This window comes from Arthrobacter sp., assembly GCF_030540645.1.
Classification (GTDB): Bacteria; Actinomycetota; Actinomycetes; order Actinomycetales; family Micrococcaceae; genus Specibacter.
Map to the genome: position 1 here is coordinate 28,533 of NZ_JAUNVV010000009.1, position 19,964 is coordinate 48,496.

Annotated in this window: 19 protein-coding genes, 1 pseudogene and 1 riboswitch; of the genes and pseudogenes, 11 read left to right on the top strand and 9 right to left on the bottom strand. The window is 60.2% G+C overall.

Annotation, left to right across the window (positions count from 1 at the left end; translation table 11 throughout):
- Both Q4P21_RS03165 and Q4P21_RS03170 read left to right on the top strand, forming a co-directional pair.
- Positions 1-483, top strand: a 483-nt coding sequence (locus tag Q4P21_RS03165) for an AI-2E family transporter (RefSeq protein WP_303387408.1), incomplete at its 5' end; no start/stop codon positions are given.
- 51 nt (positions 484-534) lie between these two features.
- Entirely contained in the window at positions 535-2,142 is a 1,608-nt protein-coding gene (locus tag Q4P21_RS03170) for an FMN-binding glutamate synthase family protein (RefSeq protein WP_303387409.1), read from the top strand.
- Here Q4P21_RS03170 and Q4P21_RS03175 read toward each other — a convergent pair.
- Both Q4P21_RS03175 and Q4P21_RS03180 read right to left on the bottom strand, forming a co-directional pair.
- On the bottom strand, positions 2,139-2,342 hold the full coding sequence (locus Q4P21_RS03175) for a DUF2945 domain-containing protein (protein ID WP_303387410.1): 204 nt from the start codon (positions 2,340-2,342) through the stop codon (positions 2,139-2,141). The two genes, Q4P21_RS03170 and Q4P21_RS03175, sit on opposite strands and share 4 nt — an antisense overlap.
- Before the next feature lie 44 nt (positions 2,343-2,386).
- Entirely contained in the window at positions 2,387-2,980 is a 594-nt protein-coding gene (locus tag Q4P21_RS03180; RefSeq protein ID WP_303387411.1) for a ferritin-like domain-containing protein, read from the bottom strand.
- A 525-nt stretch (positions 2,981-3,505) separates the two neighbouring features.
- Here Q4P21_RS03180 and Q4P21_RS03185 point away from each other — a divergent pair.
- Positions 3,506-3,958 carry a PPC domain-containing DNA-binding protein gene (locus Q4P21_RS03185; RefSeq protein ID WP_303387412.1) on the top strand — a complete coding sequence of 151 codons (453 nt, stop codon included), beginning with the start codon at positions 3,506-3,508 and terminating at the stop codon, positions 3,956-3,958.
- 153 nt (positions 3,959-4,111) lie between these two features.
- On the opposite strand, the gene Q4P21_RS03190 is transcribed toward Q4P21_RS03185, so the two are convergent.
- The 4 genes from Q4P21_RS03190 to Q4P21_RS03205 form a co-directional block, all read right to left on the bottom strand.
- On the bottom strand, positions 4,112-4,381 hold the full coding sequence (locus Q4P21_RS03190) for a GlsB/YeaQ/YmgE family stress response membrane protein (protein ID WP_303387413.1): 270 nt from the start codon (positions 4,379-4,381) through the stop codon (positions 4,112-4,114).
- A gap of 105 nt (positions 4,382-4,486) precedes the next feature.
- Positions 4,487-5,047: a Dps family protein gene (locus Q4P21_RS03195; protein ID WP_303387414.1), complete on the bottom strand. Its 561-nt coding sequence runs from the start codon at positions 5,045-5,047 to the stop codon at positions 4,487-4,489.
- A 66-nt stretch (positions 5,048-5,113) separates the two neighbouring features.
- The gene (locus tag Q4P21_RS03200) at positions 5,114-5,824 is read right to left on the bottom strand and encodes a hypothetical protein (protein ID WP_369598854.1); all 711 of its coding nucleotides are present in this window, start codon (positions 5,822-5,824) and stop codon (positions 5,114-5,116) included.
- 131 nt (positions 5,825-5,955) lie between these two features.
- A complete protein-coding gene (locus tag Q4P21_RS03205; RefSeq protein ID WP_303387415.1) occupies positions 5,956-6,720 on the bottom strand; it encodes a 3-oxoacyl-ACP reductase in 765 nt (254 codons plus the stop codon).
- Between the two features lie 70 nt (positions 6,721-6,790).
- Positions 6,791-6,884, bottom strand: a riboswitch (TPP riboswitch).
- Between the two features lie 112 nt (positions 6,885-6,996).
- Here Q4P21_RS03205 and Q4P21_RS03210 point away from each other — a divergent pair.
- The 8 genes from Q4P21_RS03210 to mtnN all read left to right on the top strand — a co-directional run bounded on the left by Q4P21_RS03210 (position 6,997) and on the right by mtnN (position 13,754).
- Entirely contained in the window at positions 6,997-7,467 is a 471-nt protein-coding gene (locus Q4P21_RS03210; RefSeq protein ID WP_303387416.1) for a pyridoxamine 5'-phosphate oxidase family protein, read from the top strand.
- Between the two features lie 37 nt (positions 7,468-7,504).
- The gene (locus Q4P21_RS03215; RefSeq protein WP_303387417.1) at positions 7,505-8,641 is read left to right on the top strand and encodes an NAD(P)/FAD-dependent oxidoreductase; all 1,137 of its coding nucleotides are present in this window, start codon (positions 7,505-7,507) and stop codon (positions 8,639-8,641) included.
- An 82-nt stretch (positions 8,642-8,723) separates the two neighbouring features.
- Positions 8,724-9,374, top strand: a complete 651-nt coding sequence (locus Q4P21_RS03220; protein WP_303387418.1) for an ABC transporter permease — start codon at positions 8,724-8,726, stop codon at positions 9,372-9,374.
- Complete coding sequence (locus tag Q4P21_RS03225; RefSeq protein ID WP_303387419.1) at positions 9,361-10,587, top strand: ATP-binding cassette domain-containing protein; 1,227 nt, start codon at positions 9,361-9,363, stop codon at positions 10,585-10,587. The genes Q4P21_RS03220 and Q4P21_RS03225 overlap by 14 nt, the downstream gene beginning before the upstream one ends.
- Positions 10,584-11,345 carry an ABC transporter permease gene (locus Q4P21_RS03230; RefSeq protein WP_303387420.1) on the top strand — a complete coding sequence of 254 codons (762 nt, stop codon included), beginning with the start codon at positions 10,584-10,586 and terminating at the stop codon, positions 11,343-11,345. Before Q4P21_RS03225 ends, Q4P21_RS03230 begins: the two co-directional genes overlap by 4 nt.
- Positions 11,342-12,358: a glycine betaine ABC transporter substrate-binding protein gene (locus tag Q4P21_RS03235; RefSeq protein ID WP_303387421.1), complete on the top strand. Its 1,017-nt coding sequence runs from the start codon at positions 11,342-11,344 to the stop codon at positions 12,356-12,358. The genes Q4P21_RS03230 and Q4P21_RS03235 overlap by 4 nt, the downstream gene beginning before the upstream one ends.
- 161 nt (positions 12,359-12,519) lie before the next feature.
- Positions 12,520-12,987, top strand: a complete 468-nt coding sequence (locus Q4P21_RS03240) for an S-ribosylhomocysteine lyase (protein ID WP_303387422.1) — start codon at positions 12,520-12,522, stop codon at positions 12,985-12,987.
- Positions 12,984-13,754: a 5'-methylthioadenosine/S-adenosylhomocysteine nucleosidase gene (gene mtnN / locus Q4P21_RS03245; protein ID WP_303387423.1), complete on the top strand. Its 771-nt coding sequence runs from the start codon at positions 12,984-12,986 to the stop codon at positions 13,752-13,754. Before Q4P21_RS03240 ends, mtnN begins: the two co-directional genes overlap by 4 nt.
- Positions 13,755-13,813: 59 nt before the next feature.
- Here mtnN and Q4P21_RS03250 read toward each other — a convergent pair whose 3' ends face one another.
- The 3 genes and pseudogenes from Q4P21_RS03250 to Q4P21_RS03260 form a co-directional block, all read right to left on the bottom strand.
- A complete protein-coding gene (locus Q4P21_RS03250) occupies positions 13,814-14,869 on the bottom strand; it encodes a zinc-dependent alcohol dehydrogenase family protein (protein WP_303387424.1) in 1,056 nt (351 codons plus the stop codon).
- A gap of 124 nt (positions 14,870-14,993) precedes the next feature.
- A complete protein-coding gene (locus tag Q4P21_RS03255) occupies positions 14,994-17,540 on the bottom strand; it encodes a plasma-membrane proton-efflux P-type ATPase (protein ID WP_303387425.1) in 2,547 nt (848 codons plus the stop codon).
- A pseudogene (locus Q4P21_RS03260) lies at positions 17,530-19,956 on the bottom strand (phosphoketolase). The gene Q4P21_RS03255 and the pseudogene Q4P21_RS03260 overlap by 11 nt, the downstream one beginning before the upstream one ends.
- Positions 19,957-19,964: the final 8 nt, after the last annotated feature.

Consider the following 19,964-nt stretch of genomic DNA (forward strand, 5'->3'; position numbering starts at 1 on the left):
TATGTGCGGGGCACAGCGTTGATTGCACTTACGGATGCGCTGATCATTGGACTGGCACTGGCCATCATGGACGTCCCGTTGGCGCTGCCACTGGCCCTCTTCGTTTTTATTGGTGGCTTCATTCCCATAGTGGGTGCCACGGCCGCTGGAACATTGGCAGTCGTGGTGGCTTTGGTCTTCAACGGTCCCGTCCCTGCGCTCGTGGTGCTCGTGGTCCTTGTAGGGGCAAACCAGCTCGAACACCACGTCCTGCAGCCGTTGCTGATGGGCAAGGTTCTGCGAATTCATGGGCTTGTCATCCTGCTAGCGCTCGCAGCGGGTACCACGTTGGCGGGCTTGGTGGGTGCCTTGTTGGCGGTTCCGCTGACTGCCGTGGGTTGGTCGATCGTCAAGACCTGGACTGGCCGGGATGACCCACCGGACACATCGGCAGAACCGCCCGAGGATGCCGCCAACACGGAAGTTTCCGTCAAGCCTCAGTGATGTTTCAGCTCATACCTTTCGCGCAGGATTCCCCTGGTCTACGCTGAAGGCATGCTCAGGCTGGTGATGGTTTCCGTATTGGTTTTCTTGACGGCCGTGTCGGTGGCACTTCTGCTCCTTTTCGGTTCGGGGTGGTGGGTGGCCGTGCTGATCTTTGGCGCGTTGATGATCCTGGCCATCGCCGACGCCACGCAGAAGAAACACTCGATCCTGCGCAACTACCCGGTGATCGGGCACATGCGTTTCGCGCTGGAATACATCCGTCCCGAACTCCAGCAGTACTTTATTGAACGCAACTATGACGGCCGGCCCTTCGACCGGGACACCCGATCGCTGATCTACGAACGGGCAAAGGGGACCAACCAAGAGCAGGCATTCGGAACCGAACGAGACGTCAACCAAGTGGGATATGAATACCTGGTGCATTCGACGGCACCCTTGGAACCACCGGCAGACCCACCCACCGTGCGCGTCGGAGGGCCGGACTGTACGCAGCCCTACGAGATGGCGTTGCTGAACGTCTCCGCCATGAGTTTCGGTGCACTGTCCGCCAATGCGGTTCTGGCCATGAACAAGGGCGCGGCCATGGGCGGCTTCGCCCAAGACACGGGCGAGGGCGGCCTCACCGAATACCATCTGCGCAATGGGGGTGACTTGGTATGGGAGATCGGCAGTGGCTACTTCGGAACGCGCACCAAGGATGGGCAGTTTGATCCGACGATGTTCGCCGACAAGGCTGCCCTTCCCTCCGTGAAATGCCTATCCCTGAAACTCAGCCAAGGTGCCAAGCCGGGCATTGGCGGAGTCCTTCCTGCTGGGAAGGTCACGGCGGAGATCGCCAAGGCACGCAATGTTCCAGAGGGCGTCAAATGCGTCAGCCCGGCCGCCCATCAAGTCTTCTCCACCCCGCGCGGCCTCATCCAGTTCATGGCCACCATGCGCGAGCTGGGGCAGGGGAAACCTGTGGGGTTCAAATTGTGTGTGGGTTCAAGAACCGACGTGTTGGCCATCTGCAAAGCCATGCTCGCAGAAGGAGTGACGCCTGACTTCATTATTGTGGACGGTTCCGAAGGCGGCACAGGAGCAGCCCCCATGGAGTACGAAGACCACATGGGAACGCCTCTGACGGAAGGGCTGATGCTTGTCCACAACGCGTTGGTGGGGACCGGGTTGCGTGATCGTGTCCGCGTGGGCGCATCTGGAAAGGTCGCCACCGGCACAGACATCATCAAACGCATCATCCAAGGTGCCGACTACACGAATGCGGCCCGTGCCATGATGATGGCCACCGGCTGTATCCAAGCCCAACGCTGCCACACCAACCACTGCCCCGTAGGCGTCACCACCCAAGACCCGCACCGGGCACGTGCACTGGACGTGGAGGACAAAAGCCGTCGCGTGCAGAGGTTCCAGGAAGCAACGGTCAGTGAGGCTATGCGCATGATTGCCTCCATAGGTGCCACGGGTCCAAACGACCTGAGCCCCGTCATGCTGCGGCGCCGGATCGGGCACATGAACACAAAATCCTATGCGGAACTCTACAACTGGATGTCTCCCGGGCAGCTGCTCGCCGAGGCGCCACCGGAATGGGCGCAAGACTGGGCCAGCGCAGACCCTGATTCGTTCTCCATCCATCACGGCCTCAGCGGCAGGAACTAGATCTTGTGCAGTGCTGAACCCTTGTGCATGGCAATGTGATCAGTTTTGTCACTCTTGATTTCATACTGGGGATCATCTTTGCTGCACCGGCGAGTATGACCCTTGTAGTCGACGTCGGCCGTGTGGATCTTCGTGATCTTCCCCTTGACCATTCCAGCCTCTGAATTCCACTCCACATGGTCACCTACTGAAAATTTCATCCTCCGGCCTCCTTCTCCATTAGTCCAGCTTTTGGTCGATTGGCCTAGATTGAGCCTGGTGGCATGAATCGCGGCACCTTCACCGCGGGCGTGGGCACGGCGCCTGCGCCGTCTTCTGCGTGTGACTCCTCAACCCTGGATTCTTGTTCTTCGGCATCTGTCCGGGCGATGCGGTCAGCTGCCGCCTTGATTTGCTCGATGGCGGCCTTCTCCTGTTCCAAGTTCTGATTCAGCAGCTCCGCGATCCCGGTTGCTCCGCTTGCCTTGGCGAGGACGAGGAGCGATTCATACACTCCCGTTTCATAGTGCTCAGCCTCCAGCGCGGCTCCAAGCACGACGGCGTCCACGAGCATGTCGTCCGTCTTGCCAATGGCAGACTTGGCTTCCTTGACGAGCCCTTTGGTGGTCGGTGATGGCACGCGTTTCGGTTCTTCACTCAACAGGACGAAGCAGTTGTGCAGGTTCTCAATTTGCCCGCGCGTTTCCGCGGCATGTTCATTGAAGTGTTCCTTGAGATCACTCCTCATGGCCGCATGCTCCAAAACATCGAGTAAGTCCAAGGAATCATGTTCCATGGTCAGTGCGGAGCCGAGCTTGTAATGGAAGATTTCCTGAAGTGTGGTGAAGTGTTCAGACATGATCGAGCCTCCGCGCTGGAGTTGGGCAAAGTATGGCATCTGTTTGTGACTCTAGCGAGGGCTGGAGAAAATATCCATGCTCCGAACGGGCAGTCTTGGTCTGCTTCCCGATTCGCTTTTGCACGCGCACGTGGCCCCGGGTTATGGACGCACCACCGTGGGATCGTTAACATGGGTCTTGAATGGACATCCTTGACTGCGGATGACACGAACACAGTTCCAATGGCACATGATCATGAGACGTCTACGAGAGGCAGCAGAGATGAATGACCACAAGCCCGTTGAGCCGGAGCCCTTTGTTCCGGAACCGTTCCCTGAAACACCCCATCCCGATTCGCCCGTGGATCCCACCGAACCCCATGATCCGTCCGGGCCCTTCCCTCCGGTTCCGGAGCCCAACACCCCCAGCCACCCGGATCCATTCCTGCCCCCAATTCCGCCAGTGATTTAGTCCAGCGCCGCTGTCGTTCTGCCACAGCTGAAATAGCACTGCTGACACCACCAACCACGAGAACGGACTCCCGCATGAAATGGACACTATTGCACGAACATCACGGACTTCGAAGTTTTTTGCTTGTCTTGGACAAAGGTGAAGAGGCACATGCGGCCATCACCGCGTTTGCATCGGACCAGGACATCAATGCTGCAAGTCTTAGCGCGATTGGGGCTGCAAGCAGTGCCACATTGGGATACTTCGACCCGGAGACCAGCAGCTATCTCGACACCGAATTCAACGAACAGATGGAGTTGGCGTCCTGTCTAGGTGACATTGCAGACGACCATGGCAAACCCGCACTGCACGCCCACATTGTGCTGGGACGGCGAGACTATTCTGCGGTGGCCGGTCACTTGCAAAAACTCCACGTCTTTCCGACCATGGAGGTCATCCTCACCGAATCACCAGCGCACCTGCGCAAACGCATGGACGATGCGACAGGACTGGCCTTGATCGACCCCAGCCGTTCCCACGGCGGTTAGCGCTCATCATTCCTCGCGGATGCGCGGATGGAGCTGCACGTGTGGCACCCGATGAAACCCACTTAACGGCTGAGGGCCGGAACCATAATGGTTCCGGCCCTCAGTAAGTAGTGAGGTTTGGCGTGTCCGCGAGGACCACCACAGCTCAACTTCTTATGCGTTGGACTTTGAACGTCCGGTGATGGCTCCGTAGATGCCAGCGACAACCAGGCCGCCAACAATGGCCAACACCCAGGTTTTGATGCTGAAGAACGAACCGAGGTCAACGTTGAAGATCAACGTTCCGATCCAGCCGCCAACAATGGCACCAACAACGCCCAGAATGAGGCTGGTGATCCAGCCTCCGCCTACACGGCCGGGCATGATTGCCTTAACAATGGCACCGACGATCAAGCCGAGGATAATCCATCCGATGAATCCCATGATTCCTCCTGAGTGTGGTCCAACATTTGCACTAAATATTCAATATGAAACTGTATCGAATTTCAAATTGTACACTGGACTACCGCCTAGTACGTCGAAAGTCTCCTAATTGCCAGCTGCCCCAGACGGACTATCCGACGCGGATTTTTCATGGTGCAGATTCCCTGCTCCATCTTCCAAGTGTGCACGCATAAACCATTGGAATAGCTCCAGCTGGGCAGTTTGGTCAATCAGCATATCTTCGGTAATCGGATCCATCTCACCGACGGCTGCTATGGCATCGCGGTGACTAGCAACCACGCCGTCGTAAACTCCGTCCAACGCTGCAAGGTGGACGCTGGTTGAAGCACGGTCAGGCCCGTAGTCCTCCCACGTACGCTCCTTGACGAGTGCACCGGGGAGGCCGTTCGGGGATACTCCGAGAGTAGCCATGCGCTCAGCGGTTTTGTCGATCATGGCGCGGACCAATTCAATTTGGGGATCCAACATTTCATGCACCCCAATAAAGTCACGGCCCACAACATTCCAATGTGCGTGCTTCAAAGTGAGCTGGAGATCGTTTAACGCATGCAAACGGCCCTGCAGGATGGCAGCCACCGCGTGCCCATCCTTGAGCGACAGTCCGGGAACTGTATATCCTGCGTTGGAAGACTTCTTGGAAACCATGTGAGCTCCTCTCAATTCAATGCGGTTATGCATTCATTCATAGACCGCCTTCGTTTTCCACGATAACTACTGTCTCGAGATATTTCCAGCCCGATGCCCCTCAGGCAGCGGGCTGTAGATGCTCCCGCAGGGTGCTGCCTTCATAGCACGTTCTAAACAAGCCCCGCCGCTGCAGCACTGGTACCACCCGGCAACGAATTCCTCCAGTGATCCGGGCAGAATCGGGGGCATGAGGTTGAAACCGTCGGCGCCTCCATGAACGAACCACTGCTCTATCCCGTCTGCTATTTCCTCAGGGGTACCCAACATGGTGCAATGGCCGCCACCAGCGGCCAGCTGGGCCAGCGAGTTTTCCACGGGAAGGTGGCTGTCTGCGGCCTCTTGTGCGGCTGCAGCCGCCTTCTTGGTGCTCCCTATATACGTGACCAATCCCGGCATGATGAGTACTTGCTCAGGGTCCCGGCCAGGGGCCGACGCGCCCGCTTGAAACAACACGGGACGCCCTTGTGGCGAGCTAGGCACGTTTAGCGGCCCGTCAACGCGAAAATATTCCCCTTCATGCATGATCGGGCGGATCTTCTCGGAGTTGGCATATTTGCCGCCCGGATCTGCAAGAACCGCGTCGCCAGCCCATGAATACCACAACCCGTGGGCCATGGCAGAGAGCAGTGTCAGTGGTTCCAGGTTCCACAACGGTCCGTTCTCCACATCCCCTACTGCGTGGCCGTCGGCTAGGAACACTGCATCAAAAAGTCCCCGTTCAGCGACCTGGGCCAACTGCTGGTATTAGTCCACGCCCAAAAGTTCGCGTGGGTTGGTCGCTGTCTGCCGCCAAGCCGCGTTGTGGTGGCCAAAGCCGTGAATGAAAGCGTTGAAATGTAGCTTTCGAGAGCGATCCCGCGGTGCCACTAGTTCATCACCAGGCCGCCGTCGACCACCAGATTCTGGCCGGTGACACAGCGTGCCCACGGAGAAGCGAAGAAGAGCACCGAATCGGCAAGTTCCGCTGGTGAGGTGACCCTGCGCAGCGGTGTGTTGGCCGCGATGTAGTCGAAAACCTCAGGCGGCGTGGCTGCACTGGCATCGGTAGTGCGCAACAGCCCGCCGGAGACCATGTTCACCGTGATATTCTCCGGGCCCAGGTCCACCGCCAGTGTCCTCGTCAACGCCAGCAAAGCTGCCTTGGAAGCCGTGTAGTCGTGGTAGGGGACAACCGGGTTTTGAAACAGGTTCGTGCCAATGTTCACCACACGCCCAAATCCGGCGCTGCGCATTCCCGGCAGGGCAAGCTGGATCGTATTCAACGCCCCGCGGACACTGCCGGAGAACTGCGCATCAAATTCGTTCCAGTCCAACTCCCCCGGTTTGCTGCGGCCGTCCCCGTTGAAGGAAAAGTCAGCCAGCGCGTTATTGACCACCGTGGTTACCGGCGCACCAAAATGCTGGTGCGCCGCAGCCAGCAATCCTTGGACTTGTTCCGGGTCGGTGACATCGGCCTGCAAGGCCACTGCCCGTTCAGGCCCAGCCTTTGCCGCGATATCACTGGCCGCTCCTGCACTGTTGCGGTAGTTGATGACAACCCTTGCGCCTTCTTCTAGGAAGGCATTCACCACCGCGGCACCCAAACCGCGCGCGCCGCCGGTCACCAAAACAATTTGATCAGTAATTTTCACAATATTCTCCACCTTTTGAAGGCAAAGAGATGACGCGTGGGCCAGTGCTGCACCGTAGTGGCAGCCCTGGACGCAAGTCGCTTGACATCCCTTCGCTAGTACTAACTAGATCAGGTTCAACGGGTCTTCTCTCAGCCCTTTCGAGGGCACCCCGTGTCACTAACTGCGAGTATAGCCAGAAGTTCATCCAACGGTTCAAAAGGTGAAGATTCAGGCCGTTTGGGTAGGGTCGGAACGCCCTACCCGAACTGGTGCAAAGCTACTAGGCTCAAAGACATGAATGACACACCAGCAAAGTCAGCGACTGAAGTCTTGCCGTCCCACGAATGCTGGGGCCTGCTCCGTGGAGTCTCGGTTGGCCGGCTCGCCGTCTGGCTGGAGGACCACCCGGAGATCTTCCCCGTCAACTTCACCGTCGACCACGGAACTATTGTTTTCCGCACGGCGCCCGGCACCAAACTCAAAGGCGCCATGGGTCCTGCCCCCGTGGCTTTTGAGGCCGACGGCGTGGACGCGGACACCGGGATCGCCTGGAGCGTTGTGGTGAAAGGCTCGGCTGCGGCGCTGGAATCAACCGGCGATGTTCTGGACAGCTTCGCGCTCTCGTTGTTCCCTTGGCAGCCGGGACGCAAGGATGCCTTCGTCCGGATCGTGCCGACAGAGATCACCGGCCGCAGATTCAAGGTCGCCCAGCCTGCTGAATGGTGGACGGCGCAGTCCGATGCCACCCAGAGCAGCCCGGAATGAAGTCACGGGAATAGACGAACAACGAAGGGGCAGCCGCATGTGCGCACATGTGCTTGTATTGGGAGCTGGCTTCGGGGGGCTGGAACTGACGGCGAGTCTCGCCGAACGCTTCGGTGATGACATCGAGATAACCCTCATCGACCAAAACGAGCACTTCGTGTTCGGGTTCTCCAAGCTCGACGTCATGTTCGGGAAGCAAACAGCTGAGGAAGTCAGCCACCCCTACAGTCGGCTGTGCAAACCCGGCGTTGATTTTGTGCGCGCCACAATCCTGTCCATTGCCCCGGACACGAAACAGGTGGTCACTGACGCAGGCACCTACACAGGCGACTACCTCGTCGTCGCACTTGGAGCGGACCTCGATCCGGCGGCAACTCCCGGGCTGCTCGAAGCCGGCCATGAATACTACACAAACTCCGGTGCCTTCGCTGTGCGGGAAGTCCTTGACAAATTCGACGGCGGCCGGGTGGTTGTCGGTGTTGCATCCACACCGTTCAAATGTCCGCCAGCGCCCAGCGAGACAGCATTGCTGCTCCATGAGTATCTGCGTGCCCGCGGGCTGCGGGAGCGTTCCGAGATTGCCTTGGTCATGCCGCTACCCACTCCTGTCCCACCGGTTCCGGCCGCTTCCGACGCCCTGATCGCTGCCTTCGCAGAGCGCGGCATTGAATGGCACCCGCACCGAACCATCTCGCGCCTGGACCCGGAGAAGAAGGAACTCGTGTTTGCCGATGACTCGACGATGGCGTTTGACCTGTTCCTTGGGGTGCCCAAACATGTGGTGCCGCCGGTCGTGGCAGCATCCGGGATGGCTGTGGACGGTTGGATCCCCGTGAATGCGTTGACGCTTGAAACCACATACTCCGATGTCTTTGCCATTGGAGATGTCACCAGTGTGGGAACAGCAAAGGCGGGAGTGTTCTCCGAAGGCCAGGCAGTGGTTGTCGCCGACCTCATCGCCGCGCGGATCACCTCCACCGACGGCTCGCTCAACTATGACGGCAATGGAATTTGCTATGTCGAATTCGGCAGTGGCAGCGTAGCCCGGGTCGACGTTACCTTTGCTGGTGGCAAGCCTCCCTTCGGCAGTTTTGAGACGGCGACGGAGGCAATCTCCGCGGAAAAAGACGAGTTCGGCGCGTCCCGCCTGAGCCGTTGGATCGGAAACGCCTGACCCTGGCATGTGATTGCCGACCCCTTGCGGGGCTGTCCCAAGAGGGCTACCGTTGCAGACACTCAACGGGAGGGGCAAGACGATGTGGTGGAACTATGTCGTTGACCGATGGCCGCAGGTCTGGTTTGGCTCTTGGCAGCACTTCTCACTGGTGGCGCAATCCCTCATCCTGGCCACGCTCATCGCGTTGCTGATCGCTTTTGTTGTGTATGGCAGCCCCAAGCTCAGTTCCGTTGCCAACGGGGTTTCCGCCGTCGGACTGACAATCCCCTCGTTCGCCTTGATCGGCATCCTCATCGTCCCGTTCGGGTTCGGCGTCACCCCGTCAGTAATTGTCGTGACATTCTTTGCAATCCTCCCCATCCTGCGCAACGCAGTCGTGGGACTTCAGGGAATCGACCGTGCCATCGTGGAGTCGGCCCGCGGCATCGGCATGGGGCGCATGCGCACCTTGCTCACCATCGAATTTCCACTGGCATGGCCCATCATTCTGACGGGAGTGCGCATTTCAGCGCAAATGGTCATGGGAGTTGCCGCCGTGACTGCATACGCACTGGGGCCCGGGCTGGGCGGTTTCATTTTCTCCGGCCTGTCGCGTCTCGGCGGCGCCAACGCGATCGAAAGCGTGTGGGTCGGGGTTATCGGCGTCGTCATCCTCGCTTTGATCCTGGATCTTCTTCTCGTCGGCCTCGGCCGCCTAACCATTTCGCGAGGTATCCGTGTCGGAAACTAGCAGCCCCCCGAGTGAGACCCCCGCCTCGAGCCGCATCCTGCTCGATCAGGTAACCAAGCGCTATCCGGGCCAAATCAAGCCCGCTGTCGACGGCATTACGCTCGAAATTCCAGCCGGCAAAATGGTGATGCTTGTCGGCCCCTCCGGTTGCGGCAAAACGACTACGTTGAAAATGATCAACCGGTTGATCGAGCCCACCGAGGGCCGCATCATGCTCGGTGACGAAGACGTCACGAACATTGACGGGGACCAATTGCGACGCCGGATGGGTTACGTAATACAGGCAGGCGGACTGTTCCCGCACATGAGCGTCGCCGCCAACATCGCGATCGTACCCAAGATGCTCGGCTGGTCTAAAGACCGGATCCAAAACCGGGTCGACGAATTGCTCGAGCTGGTCTCGTTGGAGCCGGACCAATACCGGGACCGCTTTCCACGCGAACTCTCCGGAGGCCAACAGCAGCGGGTTGGCGTTGCCCGTGCGCTGGCCGCCGATCCCCCCGTGCTGCTCATGGACGAGCCGTTCGGTGCCGTGGACCCGATTACACGCCAGCGGCTGCAGGATGAGTTGATAAGAATCCAGGAAGAGGTGCAAAAGACCATCGTCTTCGTCACCCACGACTTTGACGAAGCCGTGAAGCTGGGCGACTGGATCGTGATCTTCTCCGAAGGCGCCCACATTGTCCAGTACGACACACCGGAGAGGATCCTCAACGCCCCCGCGAACTCCTTCGTGGAAGACTTCATCGGTGCCGGTGCTGGACTCAAACAACTCACGCTAAACCGTGTCCGGGACGTTGAACTTGCCCCTGCCATCACGGGCTTCCCCGGTGAGAAGGCCGCGGACGTGCTCTCCCGCATCAAGGAAGCCGGGCACGGTCACGTCGTCATCCTCGATGCGCACAAACGGCCGCTCAGCTGGCTGTCCCGGCGCCAGCTGTCCCGTCTTGATGTCATCCCGGCCACGCAAGATCACAATCTGCCCGCAGTCATCGAAGGCTCAACCTTGAGCGATGCGCTCGACACCATGCTGGTCTCAAGCGCCGGGGCCGCGCTCGTCACCGGCCGCCGGAAGGCATTTGTAGGCGTCATTACCGTCGAAGTCGTCATGGATGCCATCACCCGTTCACGCAAGTCGTCATCCCTGGCCAACGGCGATTCCCCGGTCGGCACCAACACCGGCTCCATCGGGGTGCAGGGCGGCGCAGAATGAGCGACGTTCTTCGCCCGGTTGTTTCCAAGCCGACGTCGGCATGGAAAGGCATGCTCATCCAGCCCATCGCAGTACTGCTCATTCTGGCCGCCTACATTGTGTGGCTGGGTGTGGCGAACCTGTCCCCTACTGAACGGGCAACACTTAATCCCGGTGATCTGATGGCCTACACCGGCCAGCACCTAGCGCTGACGTTTGTTTCCTCGGCCATTGTGTTGGTGGGTGCCATTCCCTTGGGCGTGTTGTTGACACGTCGTCCGTTGGTTCGCGTCAGCGGCGTGGTCTTGGCGATCGCGAATTTTGGGCAGGCAGCCCCAGCCATCGGACTGGTTGTTTTACTCGCGTTCTGGCTTGGCTTCAGTTTTTGGGCTGCCGTAGTCGCCCTCGTCGCCTACGCGGCCTTGCCGGTGCTGCGGAACACCATGGTGGGCATTCAGGCGGTAGACGCCCGGTTGGTGGAGTCTGCCCGCGGCATGGGCATGAGTTCCCTGGCCGTCTTGATGCGCATCGAATTGCCCTTGGCAGTGCCTGTGATGCTCTCGGGTATCCGCACGGCGCTTGTGCTCGTCGTCGGCTCGGCAACTCTGGCAACATTCATCGGTGCCGGCGGGCTCGGGCTGTTGATCACCACCGGCGTGAACTTGTTCCTTCCCAGCGTGCTGATTTCCGGTGCGTTGCTGGTCGCGTTGCTCGCCCTGCTTATCGATTGGATCGGCCGCGTCGTTGAATACTATGCAAGTCCGAAGGGGCTCCGATGAAACGCCTCGAACGCTCCGAAACTCGCGGTGCCCAAAGGCTGGCACTGCTTTACGCAGCCTTGGCCTGTGTGCTGGTTCTGGCAGGATGCGGGCTTCAACCGGCGACGGCGTTCGTCCCGGCTGTTGCGCCCGGTTCCATCCAAGCCATAGACGGCCTTCCCGCAGACGCCTCCATCACGGTCACCTCCAAAAATTACACCGAAGCACTCATCCTCGGCAAGATGGCTGTTCTCGCCACCAAGGCTGCCGGTTTCAACGTCACTGACAAGTCCAATGTTCCAGGCAGCGTGGCAGTGCGTGAGCTCATGCTCAATGGTGGGGCGGACGTGGTGTGGGACTACACCGGGACGGCTTGGCTCACCTATCTAGGCCATAAGGAAGGAATCCCGGATCCTGAAAAGCAATTCATTGCGGTACGGGATGAGGACAAGGCAAACGGCCTTACCTGGTTGACGCCGGCAGCACTGAACAACACCTATGCGCTTGCTGTGCGTGCCGATGCCGTCCAGGAACTCGGTGGCATCACCAAACTCTCACAGATCAAGGACCTTCCCGTGGCTGAGCGGACGTTCTGTGTGGAGTCGGAATTCAATTCCCGCCCTGATGGTTTCAAGCCCATGCTCAAAACGTACGGCCTCACATTGGGTGCCGCGGACGGCGTGCCTGAAGGCAACGTCAAGATCCTGGACACCGGCACCGTCTACGAAGCAACCTCACGCGGAGTCTGCAATTTTGGGGAAGTCTTCACTACTGACGGACGAATCCTTTCCCTCAATCTGGACGTGTTGGAAGATGACAAGATGTTCTTCCCGGCCTACAACGTGGCTCCGGTATTCAGGACCGAAGTCCTTGCGAAGTACCCGCAGCTGGCGGACATCTTCGGGCAGATCTCCGACAAGTTGACCAATGCGCAGCAGCAGAAGTTAAATTTGAAGGTCGACGTCGATGGGCAGGAACCTGCCGAGGTCGCCTTCGAATGGATGAAGGAAGAAGGCCTCATCACCGCCCCGTGACGCCTCTTCGGCCATGACGTGTATGGCGATGCTGGCAACTGGGGAGCAAAGGCCTGGGATGCCCAACTCGGTGGTTTTGGCACTCGCCAGCTAAGATGGTTGAGGCAAAGAAATAGCCACCAGCACGCCCTGCTTCGACACACCCGCATGAAAGCGCAATCATGAATACTGCACGCATGAACGTAGAGTCCTTCAACCTTGACCACCGCACGGTGGCAGCGCCCTATGTTCGGGTTGCAGACCGTAAGGAACTTCCGCACGGAGATGTCATTACCAAGTATGACGTGCGGTTCACACAGCCGAACGTTGCCCACCTGGAGATGAAGGCCGTCCACTCGCTGGAGCACCTCTTTGCCGAATGCTCGCGCAACCACTCAGAAGCTGTCATTGACTTCTCCCCCATGGGCTGCCAAACGGGGTACTACCTGATTCTGCAGGGCGAGCCGGACGTCCCCGGCGTGCTGGAACTCATTGAGGCCACGCTCACCGACGTCTTGGACGCCACCGAAGTCCCGGCAGCCAACGAGGTGCAATGCGGCTGGGGCGAAAACCACTCCCTCGACGCCGCAAAGCAAGCTGCACGGGATTTCCTGCAGCAACGCTCCGAGTGGGAAAAGGTCTCCGCATGAGCCCGGTTGACGTTATTGTCATTGCGGCAATGGAAGAAGAGATTGTCCCGTTTCTGCAGCATGCAACATCGCTCAGCGAACCGCGTGACATCGGAAACGCCGTTCACCGAACAGGCGACATCAACGGCTGCACAGTACTCTTCGTCCAAGGCGGGATCGGCCTGGTCAACGCTGCGGGGGCAGCCACCTCGGCGCTGCTGCTGGCGAACATGGATGACAAAGATGCCCTCCCTCCCTTGGTCATCAGCGCGGGCAGTGCCGGCGGGCTGGGTGATTCCGTCCGGGTGGGCGATGTGGTGATTGGAACGGACAACATCAATGCCGACGCCGATGCGCGCGCCTTTGGCTACGAACTTGGGCAGGTCCCGGGCATGCCAGCCTCCTACCCGGTGCCACCTGCCATGGTCGACGCCAGCGACGTCGGAGGTTCCGGGCACCGGATTGTGAATACCGTGCACCACGGACTCATCGTTTCCAGTTACGCATTCGTTGGAAACGAACGCGCCGTGGTCATCAAGGGCCAATTCGACGAAGTTCTGGCGACGGACATGGAATCCTCCGCAATTGCGCAGACCTGCCACGCGTTCAAAGCTCCATTCCTTGCCATCCGTGGAATCTCTGACTTGTGCGGGCCCGCAGCGGAAGCGGACTTCCTTGACCACGTGGACGATGCTGCCGAGCGCTCCGCCGAAATTGCCCTGGCCGTTATTGCATCGTGGGTTGCGGCCGGGGCACCCCGGCCGCAATTCGAGCTTGCCCTTTCGTAGTGCCGGGGTGCCCCAGCTTCAGGTCACGTAGACGGGCGGGCTTGATTGCCCGTTGGTGGTTAGGCGTTGAGCATCACCTTCAGGGCCTTGGTTTCCGCAGCTCGGGAGAACGTGTCATAAGCTTCCTCTATGTTCTGAAGGTCGAAGGTGTGGCTGACGAATTTGTCGACCTTCAACTTCTTTTGCGCGACCAGCTTGAGCAGAATCGCGGTTGTGTTGGTGTTAACCAAACCCATGGTCAGCGTGATGTTGGAAATCCAGAGCGTGTCCAAGGGCAGGTTCACGCCCTTGCCGTGCACGCCGACGTTGGCCACGTGCCCGCCGGGACGCACCATCTCCAAGGTCATGTCGAAGGTCTGCGGAATGCCTACGGCCTCGATGGCAACGTCCACGCCGAGCCCGTCGGTCAAGGCAAGGACCTGATCCTTCCAGTCTGCATCCGTTGACAACACTCCGTCAGTGGCACCAAAGGTCTTGGCTTGCTCCAACCGATTCGCGTCAACATCAATCGCGATCACGCGCGACGGACCGTACAGCTGTGCCGTGACAACTGCGGCCAGCCCCACAGGTCCCACACCGACGACGGCGACGACATCGCCGGCCTTGACCGCCCCGTACTGCACCCCGATCTCGTGGCCCGTGGGGAGGATGTCAGACAGGAGGGTGCCTTCTTGGGCGGTGACGCCGTCGGGCATCTTGTACACGGATGTCTCCGCGTAGGGAACCCGTACGAATTCGGCCTGGGTGCCGTCAATCAGGTGCCCGAAGATCCAACCGATCCCAGATGCCCCCTCCTCCCCCAGGCAATGGGAAAACAGACCCTGCTTACAGTAGCTGCACCTGCCACAGGCGGAAACGCACGACAGAATCACCCGATCTCCCACGGCAAGGGTCGAGACGGCCGAACCCACCTCGGTGATGGTCCCCACCCCCTCATGACCCAGGATCCGCCCCTCGGTCACCGCCGGGACGTCACCCTTGAGTATGTGCAGGTCGGTGCCACAAATGGTGGTCGTTTCGATTTTGACAATCACATCGGTGGGCTGCTGTATCTGGGGATCCGGAACTTCTTCCCAGGACTTTTTGTTCGGACCATGATAAACGAGAGCCTTCATTTTGATCTTCCTTAGTTTGATTGGAACTGTTGAGCCAGCTCGCCCGGCCGGGACCCTCTTCCGGGCATACCATCCTAGTGCATGTAACCGACACCACATGGGATGACCGCTGTCACCGTCACCGTCATGGCTGTGGTTTCGGCTGCGACAGCGGCTGCGGCTGAAGTAGTGGCTTTTGTTGCGGGGCAGGGTCCAGGACCTTGTACGCGATCAGCTTGAAGCGGTCGCTGACCAACGCCCAGATGATGGCGTATCCCCAGACGAACCCCGCCCATCCCCAACCCAACGGGGTCATGAATAGGCCGTAGACGGCGATGAGCGTCGCCAGTGCCTGGGTGCCGAGAACGGCGAGCAGCAGAATGCGGGCGGGGCGGATGGACCAGAACGGGCCGCGTGTTCGGGTCAGGAAGATGGTCAGATGCCCGGCCACAGAGAGCATCAGGTACATCATGGTTTGCAGCTGGGGATGGCCGAGTCCGAAGACCCTGTCGCCAAGGAAAAACAGGCCAAAGGCGGCGATCGGCCCAAGGACGCCCAGTACTGTAGCTATCCCGAGCACCAGACGCATGTTCCACGCTTCGGGCTTGCTGCGGTAGCGGACGTTGTCGTAGGCGATCGAGAGGATCGCGCCGTCGTTGAGCAGTGCGAGCATCACGATCATGATCGCGGTGACGGGGTAGAAGTTGAACACGAGGATGGTGAGGGTGACAAACAGTAGCACGCGCAGCGTCTCGGCAATGCGGTACATCGCGTAGGAGTTCATCCGTTGGAAGATCCTGCGGCTGATCTTGATCGCATCGATGATCACCGACAGGCCCGGGGTGAGCAGCACAATTGCTGCGGCTGCACGGGCAGCGTCGGTGGCCCCGGACACCGCAATGCCGCAGTCCGCTTTCTTCAAGGCCGGGGCGTCGTTGACCCCGTCGCCTGTCATGCCAACGATGTGGCCACGCTGCTGCAGGATGTCGACAATGTGGTATTTGTGTTCCGGGAAGACTTGGGCGAAACCGTCGGCCCTTTCAATGGACTCGGCGGTAGCGGCGCTTTCAGTCTTCTCCACCTCCCCCAGACCAGCGGCGTCGAGGATGTTTGCACCCAAACCGACTTTGACGGCAGTTTCCTTCGCGATGGCCAAGGCGTCTCCCGTCACCATCTTCACTTCCACGCCCATCTCACGGGCGGTGGCAATGGTGGCCGCAGCGTCTTCGCGGGGAGGGTCGAACAGCGGCAGAACGCCCAGGAAGTGCCAGTCACCCGTGGGGCCAGTGCGGGCCACGCCCAAGGACCGATACCCGCGGACTGCGAAGTCGTTGACTGCTGTGTCAGCGGCGGATTTCACTGCGGAGGTGTCCACGGCCAGTGTCAGCATCACTTGTGGCGCCCCCTTGCTGACCTTGAATGTGGCCTGTTCCGTTCCGGTGCCCACGCCGTTGGCGGTGACGGTCGCCTCAGTGCGCTTGCTGACCGGGTCGAAGGGCTGGTAGCCCGTGACGGTGTATCCGTGCAACGCGTCCGGCTCGCTGAGCCCTCCCAGAATGGCGAGGTCTATGGGGTCGTCGTTGTCCGCGCGGGAGGCCAGCGCACCTGCGATGATCACCTCGGCCGCGGTGGCGCCGGAGGTGCAGAACGGCTCCCCCAGTGTCAGTGAGTTTTGGGTCAGTGTTCCTGTCTTGTCGGAGCAGAGAACGTCGACGCCGGCGAGTTCCTCAATCGCCACAAGTCTGGAGACGACGGCCTGTTTCGCAGCAAGTATCCTGGCGCCAACCGCCATGGTCACCGACAGCACCGTGGGCATGGCAACAGGAATCGCTGCGATCGTGAGCACAAGGGCGAACTGCAGGGTGGTAAGCAAAGGATCATGGCGCAGCAGTGACACGAGAACTATCACGGCAACGAACACCGCCGCAAGGACGATGAGGTAGTTGCCGATCTTCAGCACAGCCTTTTGGAAGTGGCTCACGGTGTGCGCACCCTGCACCAGCTCGGCGGTTTTACCGAAGTAGGTGTTGGCGCCCGTGGCATAAACCAAACCGTCAATCTCGCCGCGGCGGACAATCGAGCCGGAATACACTGGATCGCCGGGTGCACAGGTGAGCGGCAGCGATTCCCCGGTTAGTGCAGATTGGTCAACCTCGATCTCATCGCCCTCGAAAAGACGCGCATCGGCGGGAATGATATCGCCGAGCCGAAGTCTGATGACGTCTCCTGGCACCAGTTCCCTGGCCGCCGGGGTGACCCACGTCCCGTCGCGGCGGACGCGCGCCGTGACAGCCAGCTTTGCCCGCAATGCCTCGATGGCATTGCCGGCCTGGCGTTCCTCGCTCCAGCCCACAAGGGCGTTAGCCAGCAATAGCACCAGAATGATGAAGAAGTCCGGCCAGTGCCCCACCACAGCAGACAGGATGACGGCGGCCTCAATCATCCAGGGGATCGGCCCCCAGAAGTAGGACAAGAACTTCAGCAGCGCATTCGCATGGTGCTCGGCGATCTCGTTTGGTCCGTACTGGATCAGCCGCTTCGCAGCTTCCACCTGGCCCAGCCCATCCGGCGATGTTCCCAGCTGGTGCTGCACTTCCTGCATGGGCAGCGTCTTCAGGATGTCCGCGGGTGCGGCATCGGTCCCGGAGGTGGGTTTCCCAGCGTTGGCGACCGCCGGTGTCTCAGTGGCCATGGCCTGCTCCGTGGGGGTTCCATGTCCAGTTGCGGATCTCGGGCAGGTCCGCACCGTGTTGGTTGATGTAGAGGTTGTGTTTGATGAGCTTGTTGGCCATCTCCTGCTTGAGGTAATCCCCGGTGGCACCGAGCTGGGGCAGCCTGTCGACGACGTCTTGGACAAGGTGGAAACGGTCAAGCCGGTTTTGCACGCGCATGTCAAAGGGTGTGGTGATGGTGCCCTCCTCAATGTAGCCGCGCACGTGCAGATTGCGGTTCGTCCGACGGTAGGTGAGGCGGTGGATGAGGCTCGGATATCCGTGGAAGGCGAACACGATGTGCTTGTCGCGGGTGAACAAGGAGTCATAGTCCGCATCGGAGAGCCCGTGCGGGTGCTCACTCGCAGATTGGAGCTTCATCAGATCCACGACGTTGACCACCCGAACCTTCAGCTCGGGCAGGTGCTCACGCAAAATCGAGACGGCCGCCAGCACCTCGAGGGTGGGTGTGTCACCGCAACAGGCAAGGACGACGTCGGGCTCGGCGCCGCGGTCGTTGCCGGCCCAGTCCCAGATCCCAATTCCCTTGGTGCAATGGATCTCGGCCTCGTCCATGGAAAGCCATTGGGGCATGTCGCGCTTTCCGGCGACGATGACGTTGACGTAGTGGCGGCTGCGCAGGCAGTGGTCGGCAACAGTGAGCAGGCAGTTGGCATCCGGCGGGAGGTACACCCGGACAATGTCCGCCTTCTTGTTCACCACATGGTCAAGGAAGCCGGGATCCTGGTGGGTGAAACCATTGTGGTCCTGCTGCCACACGTGGGAGGCAAGCAGGTAGTTCAGCGAGGCAATGTCGCGCCGCCACGGCAGCGCCTTGGTGATCTTCAGCCACTTGGCATGCTGGTTGAACATCGAGTCGACAATGTGGATGAACGCCTCATAGCAGTTGAACAGACCGTGGCGGCCCGTGAGCAGATAGCCCTCCAGCCAGCCCTGGCACTGGTGCTCGGAGAGCATCGAGTCCAACACCAAACCGGACGGGGCCAAAAACTCATCGCCCTCGACGGTGCGGGCGTCCCACTGGCGGTCGGTGACCTCGAACACCGCCCCCAGCTGGTTGGACAAAGTCTCATCCGGTCCGAAGATCCTGAAGTTGCGCCGCTCCGTATTCAGCGCGACCACATCGCGCAGGAACTCCCCCAGCACAAGCGTATCCTTGGCCTCGACGGCTCCGGGCGCGGCCACCACAACGGCGTGAGTGCGGAAGTCTGGCATGCGCAGGTCGCGCAGCAGCAGCCCGCCGTTGGTGTGCGGATTGGAACCCATCCGCTTTTCCCCGGACGGGGCCAGCGCCTCCAGTTCGGGCAGCAGCCGCCCGTCCGCATCGAACAGTTCCTCGGGCTTGTAGCTGCGCATCCACGCCTCCAATTGGCTGACGTGGCCGGGGTGGCCCTCGTCCACCAGCAGCGGAACCTGGTGCGAGCGGAACGTGCCCTCGACCTTTAGTCCGTCAACCACCTTGGGCCCTGTCCACCCCTTGGGGGAACGCAACACGACCATGGGCCAGCGCGGCCTGGTGGTGCTGCCACCGGCACGGGCATCGGCTTGAATGGTGCCGATGTCCTCAATAGCCGAATCCAGCACACCGGCCATCAGCTGGTGCATCGCCTCCGGATCGCTGCCTTCGACATAGCGCGGGTCCCACCCGCAGCCACGCAGAAACTGATCAAGTTCCTCGTGCTCTATGCGGGCCAGCACGGTGGGGTTGCTGATCTTGTACCCGTTCAGGTGCAGGATCGGAAGGACTGCCCCGTCGCTGGCAGGGTTGAGGAACTTCGTGGACTGCCACGAAGTTGCCAACGGCCCTGTCTCGGCCTCGCCGTCGCCCACCACGCACGCGACCACCAAACCCGGATTGTCGAACACGGCCCCGAACGCATGGCTGAGCGAGTAGCCCAGCTCCCCTCCCTCATGGATCGAGCCCGGAGTGGTCGGTGCCACGTGGCTTGAAATGCCTCCCGGGAACGAGAATTGCTTGAACAGTTTCTTCATGCCGGCCTCGTCCTGGCTGACGTCCGGGTAGATCTCCGAATAGCTGCCCTCCAGGTAGGTGTTGGCCACCAATGCCGGTCCGCCATGCCCGGGCCCGGAAACGTAGAACATGTCCAACCCGTACTTCACGATCGCCCGGTTCAAATGCACGTAGATGAAGTTCTGCCCCGGTGTGGTGCCTCAATGCCCCACCACCAACGGCTTCACGTCCGAAAGCACCAGCGGGCGCTTGAGCAGCGGATTGTCATAGAGATAGAGCTGCCCGACCGACAGGTAGTTCGCCGCCCTCCAATAGGCATCCATGCGGTGCAGCAGTTCCTCACTCAACGGCGCCCCCCACACCAGGGCCGTGGCAGACTCTTCGACATCGATGTTGTTGGTCATGGCTTGAT